Source organism: Ramlibacter sp. GS1-15 (assembly GCF_057785015.1).
In genome coordinates, this window is the sequence record NZ_JBYNTU010000001.1 from 551,362 (window position 1) to 564,873 (window position 13,512).

Below are 13,512 nucleotides of genomic sequence, written 5' to 3' on the forward strand. Positions count from 1 at the left end.
CGAATCAGGCGTAAACCGCCTCAGGCTCCTTCGCCTGGTGCGGCAGGGCATCGAGCGGACTCGAGGTGCCGCCTGCCGCCACCTTGATCACGTGCGTGTAGATCATGGTCGTGCTCACGTCCGAGTGGCCCAGGAGCTCCTGCACGGTGCGGATGTCCGTGCCGGCCTGCAGCAGGTGCGTGGCGAAGGAGTGGCGCAGGGTGTGCGCGGAGACGTGCCGAGCAAGACCGCACGCCCGCACGGCTTTTTTGATCGCGCGCTGCAGCCGCTCTTCGTACACATGGTGCCTGCGCTCGATGCCGGTGCGCGGATCGCGGGCCAGCGTGGGAGAAGGAAAGAGCCAGAACCAGCCCCAGCTGCGACCGACGTTCGGGTACTTGCGCTCGAGCGCATGCGGCACCTCGATACCGGCCTGACCGGCAGCGCGATCGGCTTCCCACATGGCACGTGCCGCGCGCAGCTGCAGCCGCAAGCGTTCGGCCAGCGTGCGCGGGAGCATCACGACACGATCCTTGCCGCCCTTGGCTTCCCGCACGCCGATCACTTGCCGCTCGAAATCCACGTCCTTGACCCGAAGCCGCAATGCTTCCATCAGGCGCATGCCCGTGCCGTACAGCAGGTGCGCAACGACAGCGATGTCGCCTTGCATCGCACCGAACAACAATGCAACTTCTTCGCGCGTCAGCACGGCAGGGATGCGCTTCGGCCGCGTGGGCCGCGCCACGTCCTGCAACCACGGAAGATCGACGCCGAGCACCTCCCGATAGAGGAACAGCACGGCACTCAGCGCCTGGTTGTGCGTGGAGGAAGAAACGCGCCGCTGTGTGGAGAGCATGGTGAGGAACCCTTCAACCTCGCGCGCGCCCATGTCGCGCGGATGCTTCATGCCGGACCAGCGGATGAAGAACCGGATCCAGTACGCATACGCCTTCTCCGTCGCGAGACTGTAGTGAAGGTAGCGAGCACGTTCACGCACCTGATCGAGCAAGCGCACGGAGCGCGGCGGCACAGACGCTGAAGCGGAGGGCATCGGAGGCAGAAGCGGCGTGCGGGAGTTCATCGGCGTTTATACTGTATTAATAAACAGTATATGAGCGCGGGGCCCAGCTGGCAAGGGCTCCAGAATGGGGGGCCCTGCGCACAAAGAGCCAGGTTATCCCGCAGTGTTATCCGGAAACCGGCCAAGTCCTCCAAATGAAGGAGAACGCCGCGTTCGCGTGTGGACCTGTTAACCGCCAAAAACGGAGATACTGCGTTGATGCAAAAGCAAAATTCAACGAGCTCGCTCCAGGTGTTATCCGGCAATTGCGGGATAACAGGTTTGGGAGTGCGGCAGACATTACGTTAGACAGCATGTCCCAGTGCCCTACCTATTCCTCCGGTGAACCTGTGCACCTGGGCGACGTAGTGGACGTCGGTGCGGGGCATGGGCCGCAGATGCGGGTCGTCGTGATCATTCCCACATCTGAAGCAGCTGAAGGCTTCAACGCCGAAGAATGGAAGTACCTGGGGTCTGGTGTCCTGCTGCAAGATACGAAGGTCTTCGGTCTGCTGCATTTGGAAGAACTGAATGAGGAGTGCCTTCGTGTGCAAGCTGTCTAACTGGTCGTTCGACACGGACACGCAGCGGCATTGCGCCGCGCCGCGTGCTGGTGAGCGTACGCCTCGCGGCGCAATGCCGCTGCGCGCCGGTCAACTCGGACGTTAGCCTGCACGTGATACCCGGCTATTCTTGGCGCTGCTTCGTGTGTGAGTCAGTGAACGAAGCTGGCACAGCGGCGTGTTCTAGGTGTGGTTTCCCCGCGCGCGCTACCGGAGCGCAAATCGCGCACGCGCGTGCAGTCCGCGCAGGCACCGCGTCTTCTCACGTGCAGCCCGAGCCCGATTTCACCGTCGGTATTCAAGCCGCGCTCGCTCCGCTGCCGCCGGACCGCAAGGTTCTCGCGGTTGTCGGGGGCGTGCTTGTGTTCGGTGGGGTTGCGTGGCTCAAAATCTCGTGGGCTGGGTTCGCATGGGCGGCATTGGCAGTCGTTGCCGGTGTGCTGCTGCTCGCATTGGCGTACAGTGGAATTGCCAATCATGAGGAACCACGCAATGCAGGCTAACAAGGCGGTCAACGCGGACACACAAGTGCGTCCGCTCCGTTGCTTCGCTCACGGCGCTCCTGTTCTTGTGCGCCGGTTACCTCTACGTTAGACCGCAAATTCATGGATCCGCTCGATCACACGCGCAACCAGACTCACCTCGTGTTCTGCCGCGAGAACGTTGACCCGGAGTTCGTCACCCGGCTCCTGGGTGTTACTCCCTCGGAGACGCTCAAAGTCGGCGACATTACGAGGATTTGGGGTGGACCCGAAACGCCGTCTCAAATGGGCATTTGGAAACTCGACCTACCGAGCCTGAGCGCGGACGATACGGTGGAAGAACAACTCGCTCAGTGGGTCGACCTTCTTACGCCGAAGGCTGAAGCGCTAGCGAACCTGCGAGCTGCCAACTACGCCCCGTACATAGACTGCAAGGCCGAGCGCGGCTCGTTGGCCCTGTGCATTGAGCCCACGTTGCTGTCCGCGTTGGGGCAGCTGGGTGTATCGCTTAGCATTTGGCTGTATGAAGCCAATTGAGCGCTTGCGGTCTAACAAGTTGATCGACACGGACGTCCTATCGGCCGGCTTCGCCGGCCCACTGTCCGCCGGTCATCGCCGACGTTAGGTTGCGGATGCACATCGTCGTCGCATTCATGGCCGTATTGGCCGCGTCACTCGCAAACGGGGCGTGGATCTACGCGCGGTTGAAGAACTCGCATCGCGAACTCTGGGAATCCATGGGCTCGCCCGGTTTCGGCAACAGCAGTCTTTCGCGCACGCACCGCAATTTCGTGGCCTGGACACTCCGCCTGAAATTCCTTAAGGTGCGCGACACGCTTCTGCACGTGGCGTGTTTCGCCGCACTGACAATGGAGGCAGCCCTGCTTGTTCTCTTCATCGCGTTCTTGATAGAACAATGAAGCCGCAACCTAACAAGGCGGTCAACACGGACGCGGAGCTTGCCTCGCTTTCGTTGACACTCTTACCTAACGGAGAGAGTGGTCAATGGCAAAGAGAATAGGGCCAGCAAAGATCAAGCAGTACAGCCTGGAGTTCAAGCTCAAGGCAGTCCAATTGAGTTCGCAGCCGGGGGTGCTGGTCAAGGATGTGGCGGAGTCGCTGTGCATTCATCCTTTCATGCTCTCCAAGTGGCGCAAGCAGGTCAGGGACGGCGAGCTGAAGGGAGATCCACCGCCGCTCGCACCTCAGGAGACCGCGGAACTGCAACGGCTGCGCGATGTGGAAAGGCAGTTCAAGCGCCTTCAGATGGAGCACGATCTGCTAAAAAAAGCTATCCGGTTTGCCTCCGAACGAAAGATGAAGTCTTCGCCTTCATCGAGGCAAACCGGCAAGCCTTTCCGGTCCAAGTGATGTGCGAGTTGCACGGGGTCACCCGCTCGGGCTTCTATGCGTGGCGCAAACGGCAGCCTAGCCGGCGAGCCCAGGACGATCAGGCGTTGAGGGAGCGCGTCTGCCAGATTCACGCGGACAGCCGCGGGTTCTATGGCAGTCCACGGGTGGTGGGGCAACTGCGCCTGGACGGCCGCAGCGTGGGCAAGCGCCGCGTCGCCAGGCTGATGCGCGAGGCCGGCCTGCAGGGCCGAAGCGCTCGCCTGTACCGCCATTCCAAGGTGCTTCAGCGGGCCTTTTACGCCGGGGTGCCGTACCTGCCCGAGTCGGCGACCACGCAGCGCCAGGACCAGGTCTGGGTCGGCGACGTGACGTATTTGAAGGTCGCTGGCCAATGGCGCTACATGGCAGCCGTGATGGACAAGCACACCCGAAGAATTGTCGGCTGGAGCCTGGGCCCGCGGCGCGATGCGGCGCTGACGCGAGAGGCTCTCGTGCAATCAGCCTGGAGCCGCTGCGTTAGCCCTGGGGTAGTGTTCCACAGCGACCGCGGCATCGAGTTCGCCAACTTCGAGTTCCGCAAGCAACTGAGCGAGCTGGGCATGGTGCAAAGCATGAACCGGCCCGGCCGGATGAACGACAACGCACACATGGAATCGTTCTTCCACTCGATGAAGTGCGAAGAGCTCTATGGCAAGAAGTTCGAGACGGAGCCGCAGCTACGTAGCGCGCTAGACAGCTACATCCGGTTCTACAACCATCGACGGCTGCATTCATCGCTGCGATACTTGCCGCCAGCGGCCTACGAGAGCCAAACGCAGGGGGCGTCCAGTGTCAACTAAACCGAAGCAAGTTCCCGCGCAAGTGCGTCCGCGCACGTTGTGCGCTTCTGTCCTTGCGCGCCGGTTACCTCTACGTTATACGGGCAGTGGTGCATTAAATGGCCGTAAGACGCCATTCGCGCTAAGCTAGAACGGCAATGGTCTGGGCACGTTACCTTGTCTTGGCGAGTGTCGTTTTGGCGTCGGGATGGGTTATGGCCCGGTTCCTTCGGGTGCTCAAGGCCCACGTTGGGCCTGAGAGTCCGTTAATTGACGATCTGAGCCTTCTCATCTTGTCTGGCTCTGGCGACAGCAACCGTATCTGGCAAGCCACCGGCTATATGCTCAGACGCACGTACGCCAAACTGGAAGTACGGGAGGTCACTCGGGCGGGTGATATGGTGCTCGTCGTGAATGTCATTTCTCTGCTGGCTCTTGTTGGCCTAATGACGTTTTAAGCATCCGAGGAGCGCGTATGGTTAGCAGCCCGCATAACAGGTCCTTCGACACGGACGCGGAGCTTGCATCGTTTTGGTTGACACTCGAACCTAACGGAGAGAGCGATCAATGCGGAAACCAATAGGACCAGTCAAGATCAATCGATACGGCACCGAGTTCAAGCTCCGTGCCGTTCAATCAATGCCGCCCACCACCGTCCTCGAGTCCGAGCTCACCTGCCCGCACTGTGGCTTTTCGTCGGTCGAAACGATGCCGACGGATTCGTGTCTGTACTTCTTCAGGTGCGCGGGATGCCAGGCGCTTCTGACGCCGAAGGCGGGGGACTGTTGCGTGTTCTGCTCCTACGGTTCGGTCAAGTGTCCGCCCGTTCAGGAAGCTCGTGGATGCTGTTCCAGCGCGGAGAAGCCGTGATGAGCAAGGTATTCGTCAACATCGGATTGAGCCTCGACGGCTACATGGCGCCGGAAGGCATGACCATGGGCAAGCCCGAGTACAAGAACTGGGGCGCGAAGTGGGGTGCCATGATGGGCTGGCTCATCAAGCAACAGTCCTTCCGCGACAACCTCAAGCTCGGTCCCGGGGGAGAGACGGGCCCGGTCAATGACCTGGTTCGCAGCACCACGGAGCGCATCGGTGCCAACATCATGGGCAAGCGGATGTTCGACCAGGGCGAGGTCGCCTGGCCGGAGGAGGCGCCGTTTCACACGCCGGTCTACGTCCTGACCCACGAGCGACGCGAACCCTGGGTGCGCCCCGGTGGGACCACCTTCCATTTCGTCAACGAGGGGCCGGCGCGTGCCCTGGAGCTGGCGCGGGAAGCCGCAGGCGCTCGTGACGTGCGTATCGCGGGTGGAGCGGATGTGATCCAGCAGTACCTGAACCTGGGTGTCGTCGACGAGCTGGAAATCGCCCTGGCGCCGGTGTTGTTCGGCGGCGGACGGCGCCTCTTCGAGAACCTGCGCGAGCCCGGGCCGCAGTTTCGCGTCGACAGGGTTCTGGACGGTCCGGCCGCCACGCACTTGCGCTACGTGCGTCAGTGAGGCGAGGACACGAGGTGGGCCAGAGTCCCGAGCTATTGCGGCGGCTGTTGCGGGCGAAGGACCGGATGGACGGCGCGCCGGAAGAGGATTGGCCCGCGCACCGGTTGGCCGAAGTGAGCGCGGTCACGCCGGCACACTTCGCGCGTGAATTCAAGAAGGCCTTCGGCCTGCCCCCACATCGCTACTTGCTGACACGTCGCATCGAGCGGGCCATTGCGCTGCTGCGCGACACCGATCTGCCCGTCACGCAGGTTGCGTTCCAGACCGGCTGGAGCAGCCTCGGTACCTTTTCGCGCGTTTTCCGCGACATCACCGACGAGAGCCCGGGGGAGCTGCGGGCACGGGAGCGGCCGGCCCCGCATGGGCGAGAGCATGTCCCCGAGTGCGTGGTGCGCGCTGCGCACCGTCCGGATCTCAAGACAGCAGTTTCGGAGAAGCGACGGGAGAAGAGGGCGGGGACAATGGCGCTTCAATCGAAGGAGGCTCCATGACCCAAGGCGTGAATGTGGTTGGTTTGTACGTACGCGACCAGGATGAAGCGCTGGCGTTCTACGTCGACAAGCTGGGATTTCGCGTCCACACGGACGTTCGCAACGGCGACTATCGCTGGCTGACGGTGCAGCATCCGCAGCAGCCCTCGGTCCAGCTCGGCTTGTTCAAGCCCGGGCCGCCGGTTCATGACGCGGCGACCGCGCAGACGCTGCGCGAGGTCGTGGCCAAGGGGGCCATGCCGCCGCTGGTGCTCCAGGTGGACAACTGCCGTGCCGCCTACGAGCGCCTGGCTGCTTGCGGTGTCGAGTTCACGCAGGCACCCGCGGATCGCTACGGCACCGTCGACGCCGGCTTTCGGGATCCGTCCGGCAACGGATGGAAGATGATCGAGGCCCCAAGGTGAGCCCTGGCCGGCCAGTCATCGCGTTGCTGCTGGCGATGGTCTCGCTGGCGTGCTGGAGCGGCACCCGCCTCTTGGTTCATCGCGTGGCCATCGAGTTCGAGGCCGGCTCGTCGCAGCTGCCGCCGGACGGTGCCGCGGTCCTCAAATCCATGCTGGACGATGCCAGGCACGAGTGTCTCGAGCCGGCAAACGCCGCTGTCATGGTGCAGGAGGTGGCCGCCCTGCCGCTGGGAAAAGCCAGCTCGGGGCCGACATCGCGAACGCGCCAGGTCGCAGCGGCACTTCGCAGCGCGTCGGATGCTTCGCTGACGCCATTCGAAGGAAGTGTGTCGCCGGACGAGCCGCAGGCGCATCGTCTGGGATTGAAGCTCAACCAGGTCCTGGTGGAATTGAGCTGTGTTCCACGCGGGCAGTGAAAGGTGAAGAGGGTATGAGTGCAAATTTGATCGACCGGAGAATCGCGGAGCTCGGAGATTGGCGCGGCGAGACCTTGAGCAGGATGCGCAAGCTCATCAAGGAGGCCGACCCGGGCGTGGTGGAAGAGTGGAAGTGGGGCCTACCGGTCTGGTCGCACGACGGGATCATCTGCACCGGCGAGACCTACAAGGCGAAGGTGAAACTGACGTTCGCCAAGGGTGCCTCGTTGAAGGACCCGGCCCGCCTGTTCAATTCGAGCCTGGACGGGAACACCCGGCGCGCGATCGACATCGGCGAGGGCGAGCAGGTGGACGCGGGCGCGTTCAAGACGCTTGTCCGCGCTGCGGTGGCCTTGAATACGAACGGCAAGTCCTCGCGCGCGTGAATTCCACGCTGAAGTCATTGCTGGCCGTCGGCATCGTCGCCGGTGCCTACCTTCTCGTGCTCGACGAGCGCCTGCGCGAATTCCCGAATGCGTTCGCCGGCTTCGGCGTCCATCCCCAGGCGTTTGCCCGCGCTTCGGCCAGCAAGCAGGTTCATGTGGCAGCGGGCGCGGTGGCGATCGTGCTGGGCTTGCTGCAGCTGTGGCTTCCGAAAGGAACGACGCGGCATCGCGCCGTCGGCTATGCGTGGGCGGTCCTCATGGTGGCGCTGTCGCTCAGCGCGCTCCTGATCGACACCGGCAAGCTCGGCGTGCTGCAACTGCTCGCCATCGTCGTGCTGGTCTTGCTCGCCCGCGCGGTCTGGCTCGCGCGGCGCCGCGACGTCGCCGGCCACGCGCACCTGATGCGCGTGCTGGTGCTCGGGGCGACCGTGGGCGTGGGATTGTTCACGGCGCTGCCCGGGCGCGTGACCTGGTTGGTCTTCTTCTCCGGCCACGCGTGAGGAAAGCCGCGGTGGTATGGTTCGCGCCATGCTGTCGTTTCGCCCGCTGATCGCCGCCGACCAGGCGGCCCTCTGGAACTGGCTGCACATCGCGCTGTGGGACCCGCCGCCCGCAGGCCTGCGCCCGATCGAGTTGCTGCAGTCGCCGTATGTGCGCATCTACGCCGAGGACTGGGGCCGCCCCAGCGACGTCGGCGTGGTGGCGCAGGTGGATGGCGCCGATGCCGGCGCGTGCTGGATGCGGCTGCTGCCTGAAGGCGTCGGGCTCGCATATGTCGATGAGCGCACGCCCCAGCTGGGCATCGCGCTCGAGGCGCCGTTCCAGCACCGCGGCCATGGCCGGCCGATGATGCTGGCCGCGCTCGATGCCGCGCGCGCTGCGGGCTACGCACAGGTGTCGCTCACCGTGCATCCGCAGAACCCGGCGATCGCGCTGTACGAGCGCTGCGGCTTCCGCAAGGAAGGCCTGCGCAACACGTATCACCTGATGGTCGCGCAACTGGCATGACCCGGCCGCTGCACATCGGCATCGTCGGCTGTTCGGCCGAGGGCGCGTCGCTGTGCTATCGAACGATCTGCGAGGAGGGCGCGCAGTTCCTCGGGCCGCATGCGCACCCGGAGGTCTCGATGCACACGCATTCGCTGGCGGATTACGTGACGTGCCTCGATGCCGGCGACGTGCCGGGTGTCGGCGAGCTGATGCTCTCGTCCGCGCACAAGCTCGCGCGAGCCGGCGCCGATTTCCTGGTCTGCCCGGACAACACCATCCACCAGGCGTTCGAGTATGTGCAGCCGCGCTCGCCCCTGCCTTGGCTGCACATCGCCGAAGTGGTGGCGCAGGCCGCGAAGGAGCGGGGCTGGCGCCGCCTGGGCCTGACCGGCACGCGCTGGCTGGTGGACAGCGACGTGTACCCGCGCCAACTCGAAGCGGCGGGACTGGAATGCGTGAAGCCGCCGGCGGAACAGCGCGCGGAGATGAACCGCTTCATCATGGACGAGCTGGTGTGCGGCCGCTTCACCGAACAGGCGGTGCGCTACTTCCAGTCGGTGATCGAAGGGTTGGAGGCACAGGGGTGCGAGGCCGCGATCCTCGGCTGCACCGAAATCCCGCTGATCATCTCCGACGCCAACTCGCCGCTGCCGACGCTCGATTCCACCCGCCTGCTCGCCCGCGCGGCCCTGCGCCGTGCCATCGCCTGAAAGGAGACCGCATGCCTGTCCTCGATGTCGCCACGCTGCAGAAAGTGCTGGACCCGCTGCTGCCGGGGCTGCTCGGCGTGAAGCTCGTGTCGGTGTCCGAGGACCGCATCGTCGCCGAGATGAAGGTGCGCGCCGACCTGTGCACCACCGGCGGCATCCTGCACGGCGGCGCCTACATGGCCTTCGCCGATACGCTCGGCGCGGTGGGCACGTTCGTCTCCTTGCCGCAAGGTGCACGCACGACGACGACCGATTCGAGCACCAAGTTCATCGCCGCCGCGAAGGTGGACAGCGTGGTGACGGGCGAGGCCCTGGCCTTGCACCGCGGCCGCACGACCCAGGTGTGGCAGACCTCGATCCGGCGTGACGACGGCAAGCTGTGCGCCGTCGTCACGCAGACGCAACTGGTGATCGCCGCGTGAGGTGACACCCGCTCGGTAGAATCGGGTGATGCTCGACATCACCCTGTTACGCAAGGACCTGCCGGCCGTCGTCGCGCGCCTGGAAACGCGCGGCAAGCCGCAGAAGTTCCTCGACGTGGCCGCTTTCACGGCGCTCGAAGCCGAACGCAAACGGATCCAGACGCGCACGGAGGAGCTGCAGGCGCAGCGCAACCAGTTCTCCAAACAGATCGGCCAGCTCAAGGCCAAGGGCGAGAGCGCCGATGCGGTGATGGCGCAGGTCGCGCAGATCAAGACCGAGCTCGAGCAATCGGCCGCGCGGCTCGATCGCATCCAGCCCGAGATGCAGGCGCTGCTGCTCTCGGTGCCGAACCTGCCGCACGAGAGCGTGCCTGTGGGCGACGACGAGAAGGGCAATGTCGAGCTGCGCCGCTGGGGCGCGCCGAAGAAGTTCGATTTCCCGGTGAAGGACCACGTCGACATCGGCGCGCCGCTCGGCCTGGATTTCGAGATGGGCGTCAAGCTCAGCGGCTCGCGCTTCACCACGATGCGCGGGCCGATCGCGCGGCTGCATCGGGCGCTCGCGCAATTCATGCTCGACCTGCAGGTCAACGAGCACGGCTACACCGAGTGCTACACGCCCTACATCGTGAACGCGGAAACGATGCGCGGCACCGGGCAATTGCCCAAGTTCGAAGCCGACCTCTTCGCCGTCACCAAGGGCGGGCAGGAAGGCTTCGGGGACGAGGAGAAGCAGGCGCTGTACCTCATCCCCACGGCCGAGGTCTCGCTCACGAATTTCGTGCGCGACGAGATCCTGGCCGAATCGCAATTGCCGATGAAGCTCACCGCTCACACGCCCTGCTTCCGCTCGGAAGCGGGCAGCGCCGGCAAGGACACGCGCGGCATGATCCGCCAGCACCAGTTCGACAAGGTCGAGATGGTGCAGATCGTCCATCCCGACAGGAGCTACGAGGCGCACGAGGAGATGACGCGCCACGCCGAGAACGTGCTGCAGAAGCTCGGCCTGCCGTACCGCGTGGTGCTCCTGTGCACGGGCGACATGGGGTTCGGTGCGACCAAGACGCACGACCTCGAGGTGTGGCTGCCCGCGCAGGACACCTACCGCGAGATCAGCTCGGTGTCGAACTGCGAGGCCTTCCAGGCCCGCCGCCTGCAGGCGCGCTTCAAGACCCCGCACGGCAAGAACGAGCTCGTGCACACGCTCAACGGTTCCGGGCTGGCCGTGGGCCGCACGCTGGTGGCGATTCTCGAGAACTACCAGAACGCCGACGGCTCCGTGACGGTTCCCGAGGCGCTGCGGCCCTACATGGGCGGGCTGGCGATGCTGCGTCCGTGATCGGTTAAACTAGCGGGCTTCGCACCACGCGATACCGAATACAGGAGCGGTGGCAGAGTGGTCGAATGCGCCGGACTCGAAATCCGGTATACGGTTATACCGTATCGAGGGTTCGAATCCCTCCTGCTCCGCCAGACACAAGGGCCTGTGCTACAAAAACTGCAGCACAGGCCCTTCGCTTTTCCGAGTCCTGCGATCGCCAGCCCCATGTCGCGCCTATCGCCTCGATAGTCGCGCCGCCTATGGTCGCCATTTGCACAAGCAAATGGCCGGACGGCCCCGGATTGACGAGACTGATCCTCGATCGCGCTGCGGAGATTCGCGGCGCGAGCCATCAGAGGTTTCTCTCAACCGATATCCAAGGACATCCCATGACCAGCGAAAAGAAATGCCCCTTCGGACACGGCGCCACCACCCCCGCCGTCGGCCGCGCCAACCGCGACTGGTGGCCGAACCAGCTGAACCTGAACATCCTTCACCAGCACACGCGCGAGTCCAGTCCGATGCCGGCCGGCTTCGACTACGCCGAGGAGTTCAAGAAGCTCGATCTCGCCGCGGTGAAGGAAGACCTGCGCGCGCTGATGACCGATTCGCAAGACTGGTGGCCGGCCGACTGGGGCCACTACGGCGGCCTGTTCATTCGCATGGCCTGGCACAGCGCCGGCACCTATCGCACGGCGGACGGCCGCGGCGGTGCGGGCACCGGCAACGAACGATTCGCACCGCTGAACAGCTGGCCCGACAACGGCAACCTCGACAAGGCACGTCGCCTGCTGTGGCCGATCAAGCGCAAGTACGGCAACAGGCTCTCGTGGGCCGACCTGATGATCCTCGCCGGCAACGTCGCGCTCGAGTCCATGGGCTTCAAGACGTTCGGTTTCGGCGGCGGCCGCGAAGACATCTGGGCCCCTGAAGAAGACGTGTACTGGGGCGCCGAGGCCGAATGGCTCGCCACCAGCGACAAACCGAACAGCCGGTACTCCGCAGGGCGCCAGCTCGCGCACCCGCTGGCCGCGGTGCAGATGGGCCTCATCTACGTCAACCCCGAAGGACCGGATGGGAACCCCGACCCCGTGGCCTCCGGCCGCGACGTGCGCGACACCTTCGGCCGCATGGGCATGAACGACGAAGAAACGGTAGCTCTCATCGCCGGCGGCCACACCTTCGGCAAGGCGCACGGCGCGGGTGATCCCAAGCTCGTCGGCCCGGAGCCGGAAGCCGCTCCGCTCGAAGCCATGGGACTCGGCTGGATCAACCAGTTCGAGTCGGGCCAGGGCGCGCACACCACCACCAGCGGCATCGAAGGCGCGTGGAAGCCGAACCCGACGCGGTGGGACAACGGCTACTTCGACATGCTGTTCGGTCACGAGTGGGAGCTCACGCGCAGCCCCGCCGGCGCGAAGCAATGGGTGGCCAAGAACGTGAAGCCCGAGCACATGATCGTGGACGCGCACGACCCGTCGAGGAAGCACGCCCCGATGATGACCACGGCCGACCTGTCGCTGCGTTTCGACCCGGTCTACGAGCCGATCGCGCGGCGCTTCCACCAGGACCCGGCCGCCTTCGCCGATGCCTTCGCCCGCGCTTGGTTCAAGCTGACCCACCGCGACATGGGCCCGAAGTCACGCTTGCTCGGCCCCGAGGTGCCGGCCGAAGACCTGATCTGGCAGGACCCGGTGCCCGCGGTGAACCATCCGCTCGTCGACGCGAAGGACATCGCGTCGCTGAAGTCGAAGATCCTGGCGTTCGGCCTGTCGGTGCAGGAGCTCGTGTCCACCGCCTGGGCCAGTGCGTCCACCTTCCGCGGTTCGGACAAGCGGGGCGGTGCCAACGGCGCGCGCATCCGTCTGGCGCCGCAGAAGGACTGGGAAGCGAACCAGCCGGCGCAGCTCGCGAAGGTGCTGTCGGCGCTGGAGAACCTGCAGCGCGACTTCAATGCCGCCAACAAGGGCGGCAAACAGGTCTCGCTGGCCGACCTGATCGTGCTGGGCGGTGGCGCGGCCATCGAACAGGCAGCCAAGGCCGGTGGGTATGCGATCGAAGTGCCTTTCACGCCGGGCCGCACCGATGCCACGCGGGAGCAGACCGATGCCGAATCGTTCGCCGTGCTGGAGCCGGTCGCCGATGGTTTCCGCAACTATCTGAAGACCGGCTACACCGTACCCGCCGAAGCGCTGCTCATCGACAAGGCCCAGCTGCTCACGCTGACCGCACCCGAAATGACCGTGCTGGTCGGTGGCCTGCGCAGCCTCGCAGCGACCGTGGGCGCGGCGAAGCACGGCGTGTTGACGCAGCGCCCGGGCGTGCTGAGCACCGATTTCTTCGCGAACCTGCTCGACATGGGGACGGTCTGGAAGCCGACCTCGCCGGCCGCCGACCTGTTCGAAGGCCGCGACCGCGCCACGGGCGCGCTGAAGTGGACGGCCACGCGCGTGGACCTGGTGTTCGGCTCCAACTCGCAGCTGCGTGCGCTGGCCGAGGTGTACGCCAGCGACGACACGAAGGAGCGCTTCGTGCGCGAGTTCGTCGCCGCGTGGAACAAGGTGATGAACCTGGATCGATTCGACCTGAAGAAGTGAGCCGGCGGCTGGTGGCCTGCG

18 protein-coding genes and 1 tRNA gene are annotated in these 13,512 nt (G+C 64.9%); 18 read left to right on the plus strand and 1 reads right to left on the minus strand.

What is annotated here, in order from left to right; translation table 11 throughout:
* Positions 1-4: 4 nt before the first annotated feature.
* Complete coding sequence (locus AC3EF3_RS02745; RefSeq protein ID WP_488530626.1) at positions 5-1,030, minus strand: integron integrase; 1,026 nt, start codon at positions 1,028-1,030, stop codon at positions 5-7.
* A 164-nt stretch (positions 1,031-1,194) separates the two neighbouring features.
* Between AC3EF3_RS02745 and AC3EF3_RS02750 the strand changes: the two genes are divergently transcribed.
* The 18 genes from AC3EF3_RS02750 to katG all read left to right on the plus strand — a co-directional run bounded on the left by AC3EF3_RS02750 (position 1,195) and on the right by katG (position 13,491).
* Positions 1,195-1,602: a hypothetical protein gene (locus AC3EF3_RS02750; RefSeq protein WP_488530627.1), complete on the plus strand. Its 408-nt coding sequence runs from the start codon at positions 1,195-1,197 to the stop codon at positions 1,600-1,602.
* Positions 1,603-2,207: 605 nt separating this feature from the next.
* Positions 2,208-2,621, plus strand: a complete 414-nt coding sequence (locus tag AC3EF3_RS02755; RefSeq protein ID WP_488530628.1) for a DUF4279 domain-containing protein — start codon at positions 2,208-2,210, stop codon at positions 2,619-2,621.
* A 95-nt stretch (positions 2,622-2,716) separates the two neighbouring features.
* Positions 2,717-3,004, plus strand: coding sequence for a hypothetical protein (locus AC3EF3_RS02760; protein ID WP_488530629.1), 288 nt, complete (start codon positions 2,717-2,719; stop codon positions 3,002-3,004).
* An 85-nt stretch (positions 3,005-3,089) separates the two neighbouring features.
* Positions 3,090-3,455: a transposase gene (locus tag AC3EF3_RS02765; RefSeq protein WP_488530630.1), complete on the plus strand. Its 366-nt coding sequence runs from the start codon at positions 3,090-3,092 to the stop codon at positions 3,453-3,455.
* Complete coding sequence (locus AC3EF3_RS02770; RefSeq protein WP_488533722.1) at positions 3,419-4,276, plus strand: IS3 family transposase; 858 nt, start codon at positions 3,419-3,421, stop codon at positions 4,274-4,276. Before AC3EF3_RS02765 ends, AC3EF3_RS02770 begins: the two co-directional genes overlap by 37 nt.
* Positions 4,277-4,894: 618 nt before the next feature.
* On the plus strand, positions 4,895-5,125 hold the full coding sequence (locus AC3EF3_RS02775; RefSeq protein WP_488530631.1) for a GDCCVxC domain-containing (seleno)protein: 231 nt from the start codon (positions 4,895-4,897) through the stop codon (positions 5,123-5,125).
* Positions 5,098-5,754, plus strand: coding sequence for a dihydrofolate reductase family protein (locus AC3EF3_RS02780; protein WP_488530632.1), 657 nt, complete (start codon positions 5,098-5,100; stop codon positions 5,752-5,754). The genes AC3EF3_RS02775 and AC3EF3_RS02780 overlap by 28 nt, the downstream gene beginning before the upstream one ends.
* Positions 5,755-5,819: 65 nt before the next feature.
* Complete coding sequence (locus tag AC3EF3_RS02785) at positions 5,820-6,245, plus strand: helix-turn-helix transcriptional regulator (RefSeq protein ID WP_488533723.1); 426 nt, start codon at positions 5,820-5,822, stop codon at positions 6,243-6,245.
* Positions 6,242-6,649: a VOC family protein gene (locus AC3EF3_RS02790; RefSeq protein ID WP_488530633.1), complete on the plus strand. Its 408-nt coding sequence runs from the start codon at positions 6,242-6,244 to the stop codon at positions 6,647-6,649. The genes AC3EF3_RS02785 and AC3EF3_RS02790 overlap by 4 nt, the downstream gene beginning before the upstream one ends.
* Positions 6,622-7,065: a hypothetical protein gene (locus AC3EF3_RS02795; protein ID WP_488530634.1), complete on the plus strand. Its 444-nt coding sequence runs from the start codon at positions 6,622-6,624 to the stop codon at positions 7,063-7,065. Before AC3EF3_RS02790 ends, AC3EF3_RS02795 begins: the two co-directional genes overlap by 28 nt.
* Positions 7,066-7,079: 14 nt before the next feature.
* Complete coding sequence (locus AC3EF3_RS02800) at positions 7,080-7,451, plus strand: DUF1801 domain-containing protein (RefSeq protein WP_488530635.1); 372 nt, start codon at positions 7,080-7,082, stop codon at positions 7,449-7,451.
* Entirely contained in the window at positions 7,448-7,951 is a 504-nt protein-coding gene (locus AC3EF3_RS02805) for a DUF2306 domain-containing protein (protein WP_488530636.1), read from the plus strand. The genes AC3EF3_RS02800 and AC3EF3_RS02805 overlap by 4 nt, the downstream gene beginning before the upstream one ends.
* A 28-nt stretch (positions 7,952-7,979) precedes the next feature.
* Complete coding sequence (locus AC3EF3_RS02810; RefSeq protein WP_488530637.1) at positions 7,980-8,459, plus strand: GNAT family N-acetyltransferase; 480 nt, start codon at positions 7,980-7,982, stop codon at positions 8,457-8,459.
* Positions 8,456-9,151, plus strand: a complete 696-nt coding sequence (locus AC3EF3_RS02815; RefSeq protein ID WP_488530638.1) for an aspartate/glutamate racemase family protein — start codon at positions 8,456-8,458, stop codon at positions 9,149-9,151. Before AC3EF3_RS02810 ends, AC3EF3_RS02815 begins: the two co-directional genes overlap by 4 nt.
* 11 nt (positions 9,152-9,162) lie before the next feature.
* Positions 9,163-9,573 (plus strand): PaaI family thioesterase, encoded by a 411-nt coding sequence (locus tag AC3EF3_RS02820; RefSeq protein WP_488530639.1) that lies wholly within the window; start codon positions 9,163-9,165, stop codon positions 9,571-9,573.
* A gap of 28 nt (positions 9,574-9,601) precedes the next feature.
* Entirely contained in the window at positions 9,602-10,912 is a 1,311-nt protein-coding gene (gene serS / locus AC3EF3_RS02825; RefSeq protein WP_488530640.1) for a serine--tRNA ligase, read from the plus strand.
* Positions 10,913-10,955: 43 nt separating this feature from the next.
* Positions 10,956-11,046: transfer RNA gene (locus tag AC3EF3_RS02830), tRNA-Ser, on the plus strand.
* A 237-nt stretch (positions 11,047-11,283) separates the two neighbouring features.
* Positions 11,284-13,491 (plus strand): catalase/peroxidase HPI, encoded by a 2,208-nt coding sequence (katG, locus tag AC3EF3_RS02835; protein WP_488530641.1) that lies wholly within the window; start codon positions 11,284-11,286, stop codon positions 13,489-13,491.
* The last annotated feature ends 21 nt before the right edge of the window (positions 13,492-13,512 follow it).

Excerpts from the sequence above, each read along its gene's own strand:
- AC3EF3_RS02760 (WP_488530629.1), top strand. The coding sequence starts at position 2,717 with ATGCACATCGTCGTCGCATTCATGGCCGTATTGGCCGCGTCACTCGCA.
- AC3EF3_RS02795 (WP_488530634.1), top strand. The coding sequence starts at position 6,622 with ATGGAAGATGATCGAGGCCCCAAGGTGAGCCCTGGCCGGCCAGTCATC.
- serS (WP_488530640.1), top strand. The coding sequence starts at position 9,602 with ATGCTCGACATCACCCTGTTACGCAAGGACCTGCCGGCCGTCGTCGCG.
- AC3EF3_RS02745 (WP_488530626.1), bottom strand. The coding sequence starts at position 1,030 with ATGCCCTCCGCTTCAGCGTCTGTGCCGCCGCGCTCCGTGCGCTTGCTC.
- AC3EF3_RS02810 (WP_488530637.1), top strand. The coding sequence starts at position 7,980 with ATGCTGTCGTTTCGCCCGCTGATCGCCGCCGACCAGGCGGCCCTCTGG.
- AC3EF3_RS02750 (WP_488530627.1), top strand. The coding sequence starts at position 1,195 with ATGAAGGAGAACGCCGCGTTCGCGTGTGGACCTGTTAACCGCCAAAAA.
- AC3EF3_RS02780 (WP_488530632.1), top strand. The coding sequence starts at position 5,098 with ATGCTGTTCCAGCGCGGAGAAGCCGTGATGAGCAAGGTATTCGTCAAC.
- katG (WP_488530641.1), top strand. The coding sequence starts at position 11,284 with ATGACCAGCGAAAAGAAATGCCCCTTCGGACACGGCGCCACCACCCCC.
- AC3EF3_RS02775 (WP_488530631.1), top strand. The coding sequence starts at position 4,895 with ATGCCGCCCACCACCGTCCTCGAGTCCGAGCTCACCTGCCCGCACTGT.
- AC3EF3_RS02790 (WP_488530633.1), top strand. The coding sequence starts at position 6,242 with ATGACCCAAGGCGTGAATGTGGTTGGTTTGTACGTACGCGACCAGGAT.
- AC3EF3_RS02755 (WP_488530628.1), top strand. The coding sequence starts at position 2,208 with ATGGATCCGCTCGATCACACGCGCAACCAGACTCACCTCGTGTTCTGC.
- AC3EF3_RS02765 (WP_488530630.1), top strand. The coding sequence starts at position 3,090 with ATGGCAAAGAGAATAGGGCCAGCAAAGATCAAGCAGTACAGCCTGGAG.
- AC3EF3_RS02820 (WP_488530639.1), top strand. The coding sequence starts at position 9,163 with ATGCCTGTCCTCGATGTCGCCACGCTGCAGAAAGTGCTGGACCCGCTG.
- AC3EF3_RS02815 (WP_488530638.1), top strand. The coding sequence starts at position 8,456 with ATGACCCGGCCGCTGCACATCGGCATCGTCGGCTGTTCGGCCGAGGGC.
- AC3EF3_RS02800 (WP_488530635.1), top strand. The coding sequence starts at position 7,080 with ATGAGTGCAAATTTGATCGACCGGAGAATCGCGGAGCTCGGAGATTGG.
- AC3EF3_RS02785 (WP_488533723.1), top strand. The coding sequence starts at position 5,820 with ATGGACGGCGCGCCGGAAGAGGATTGGCCCGCGCACCGGTTGGCCGAA.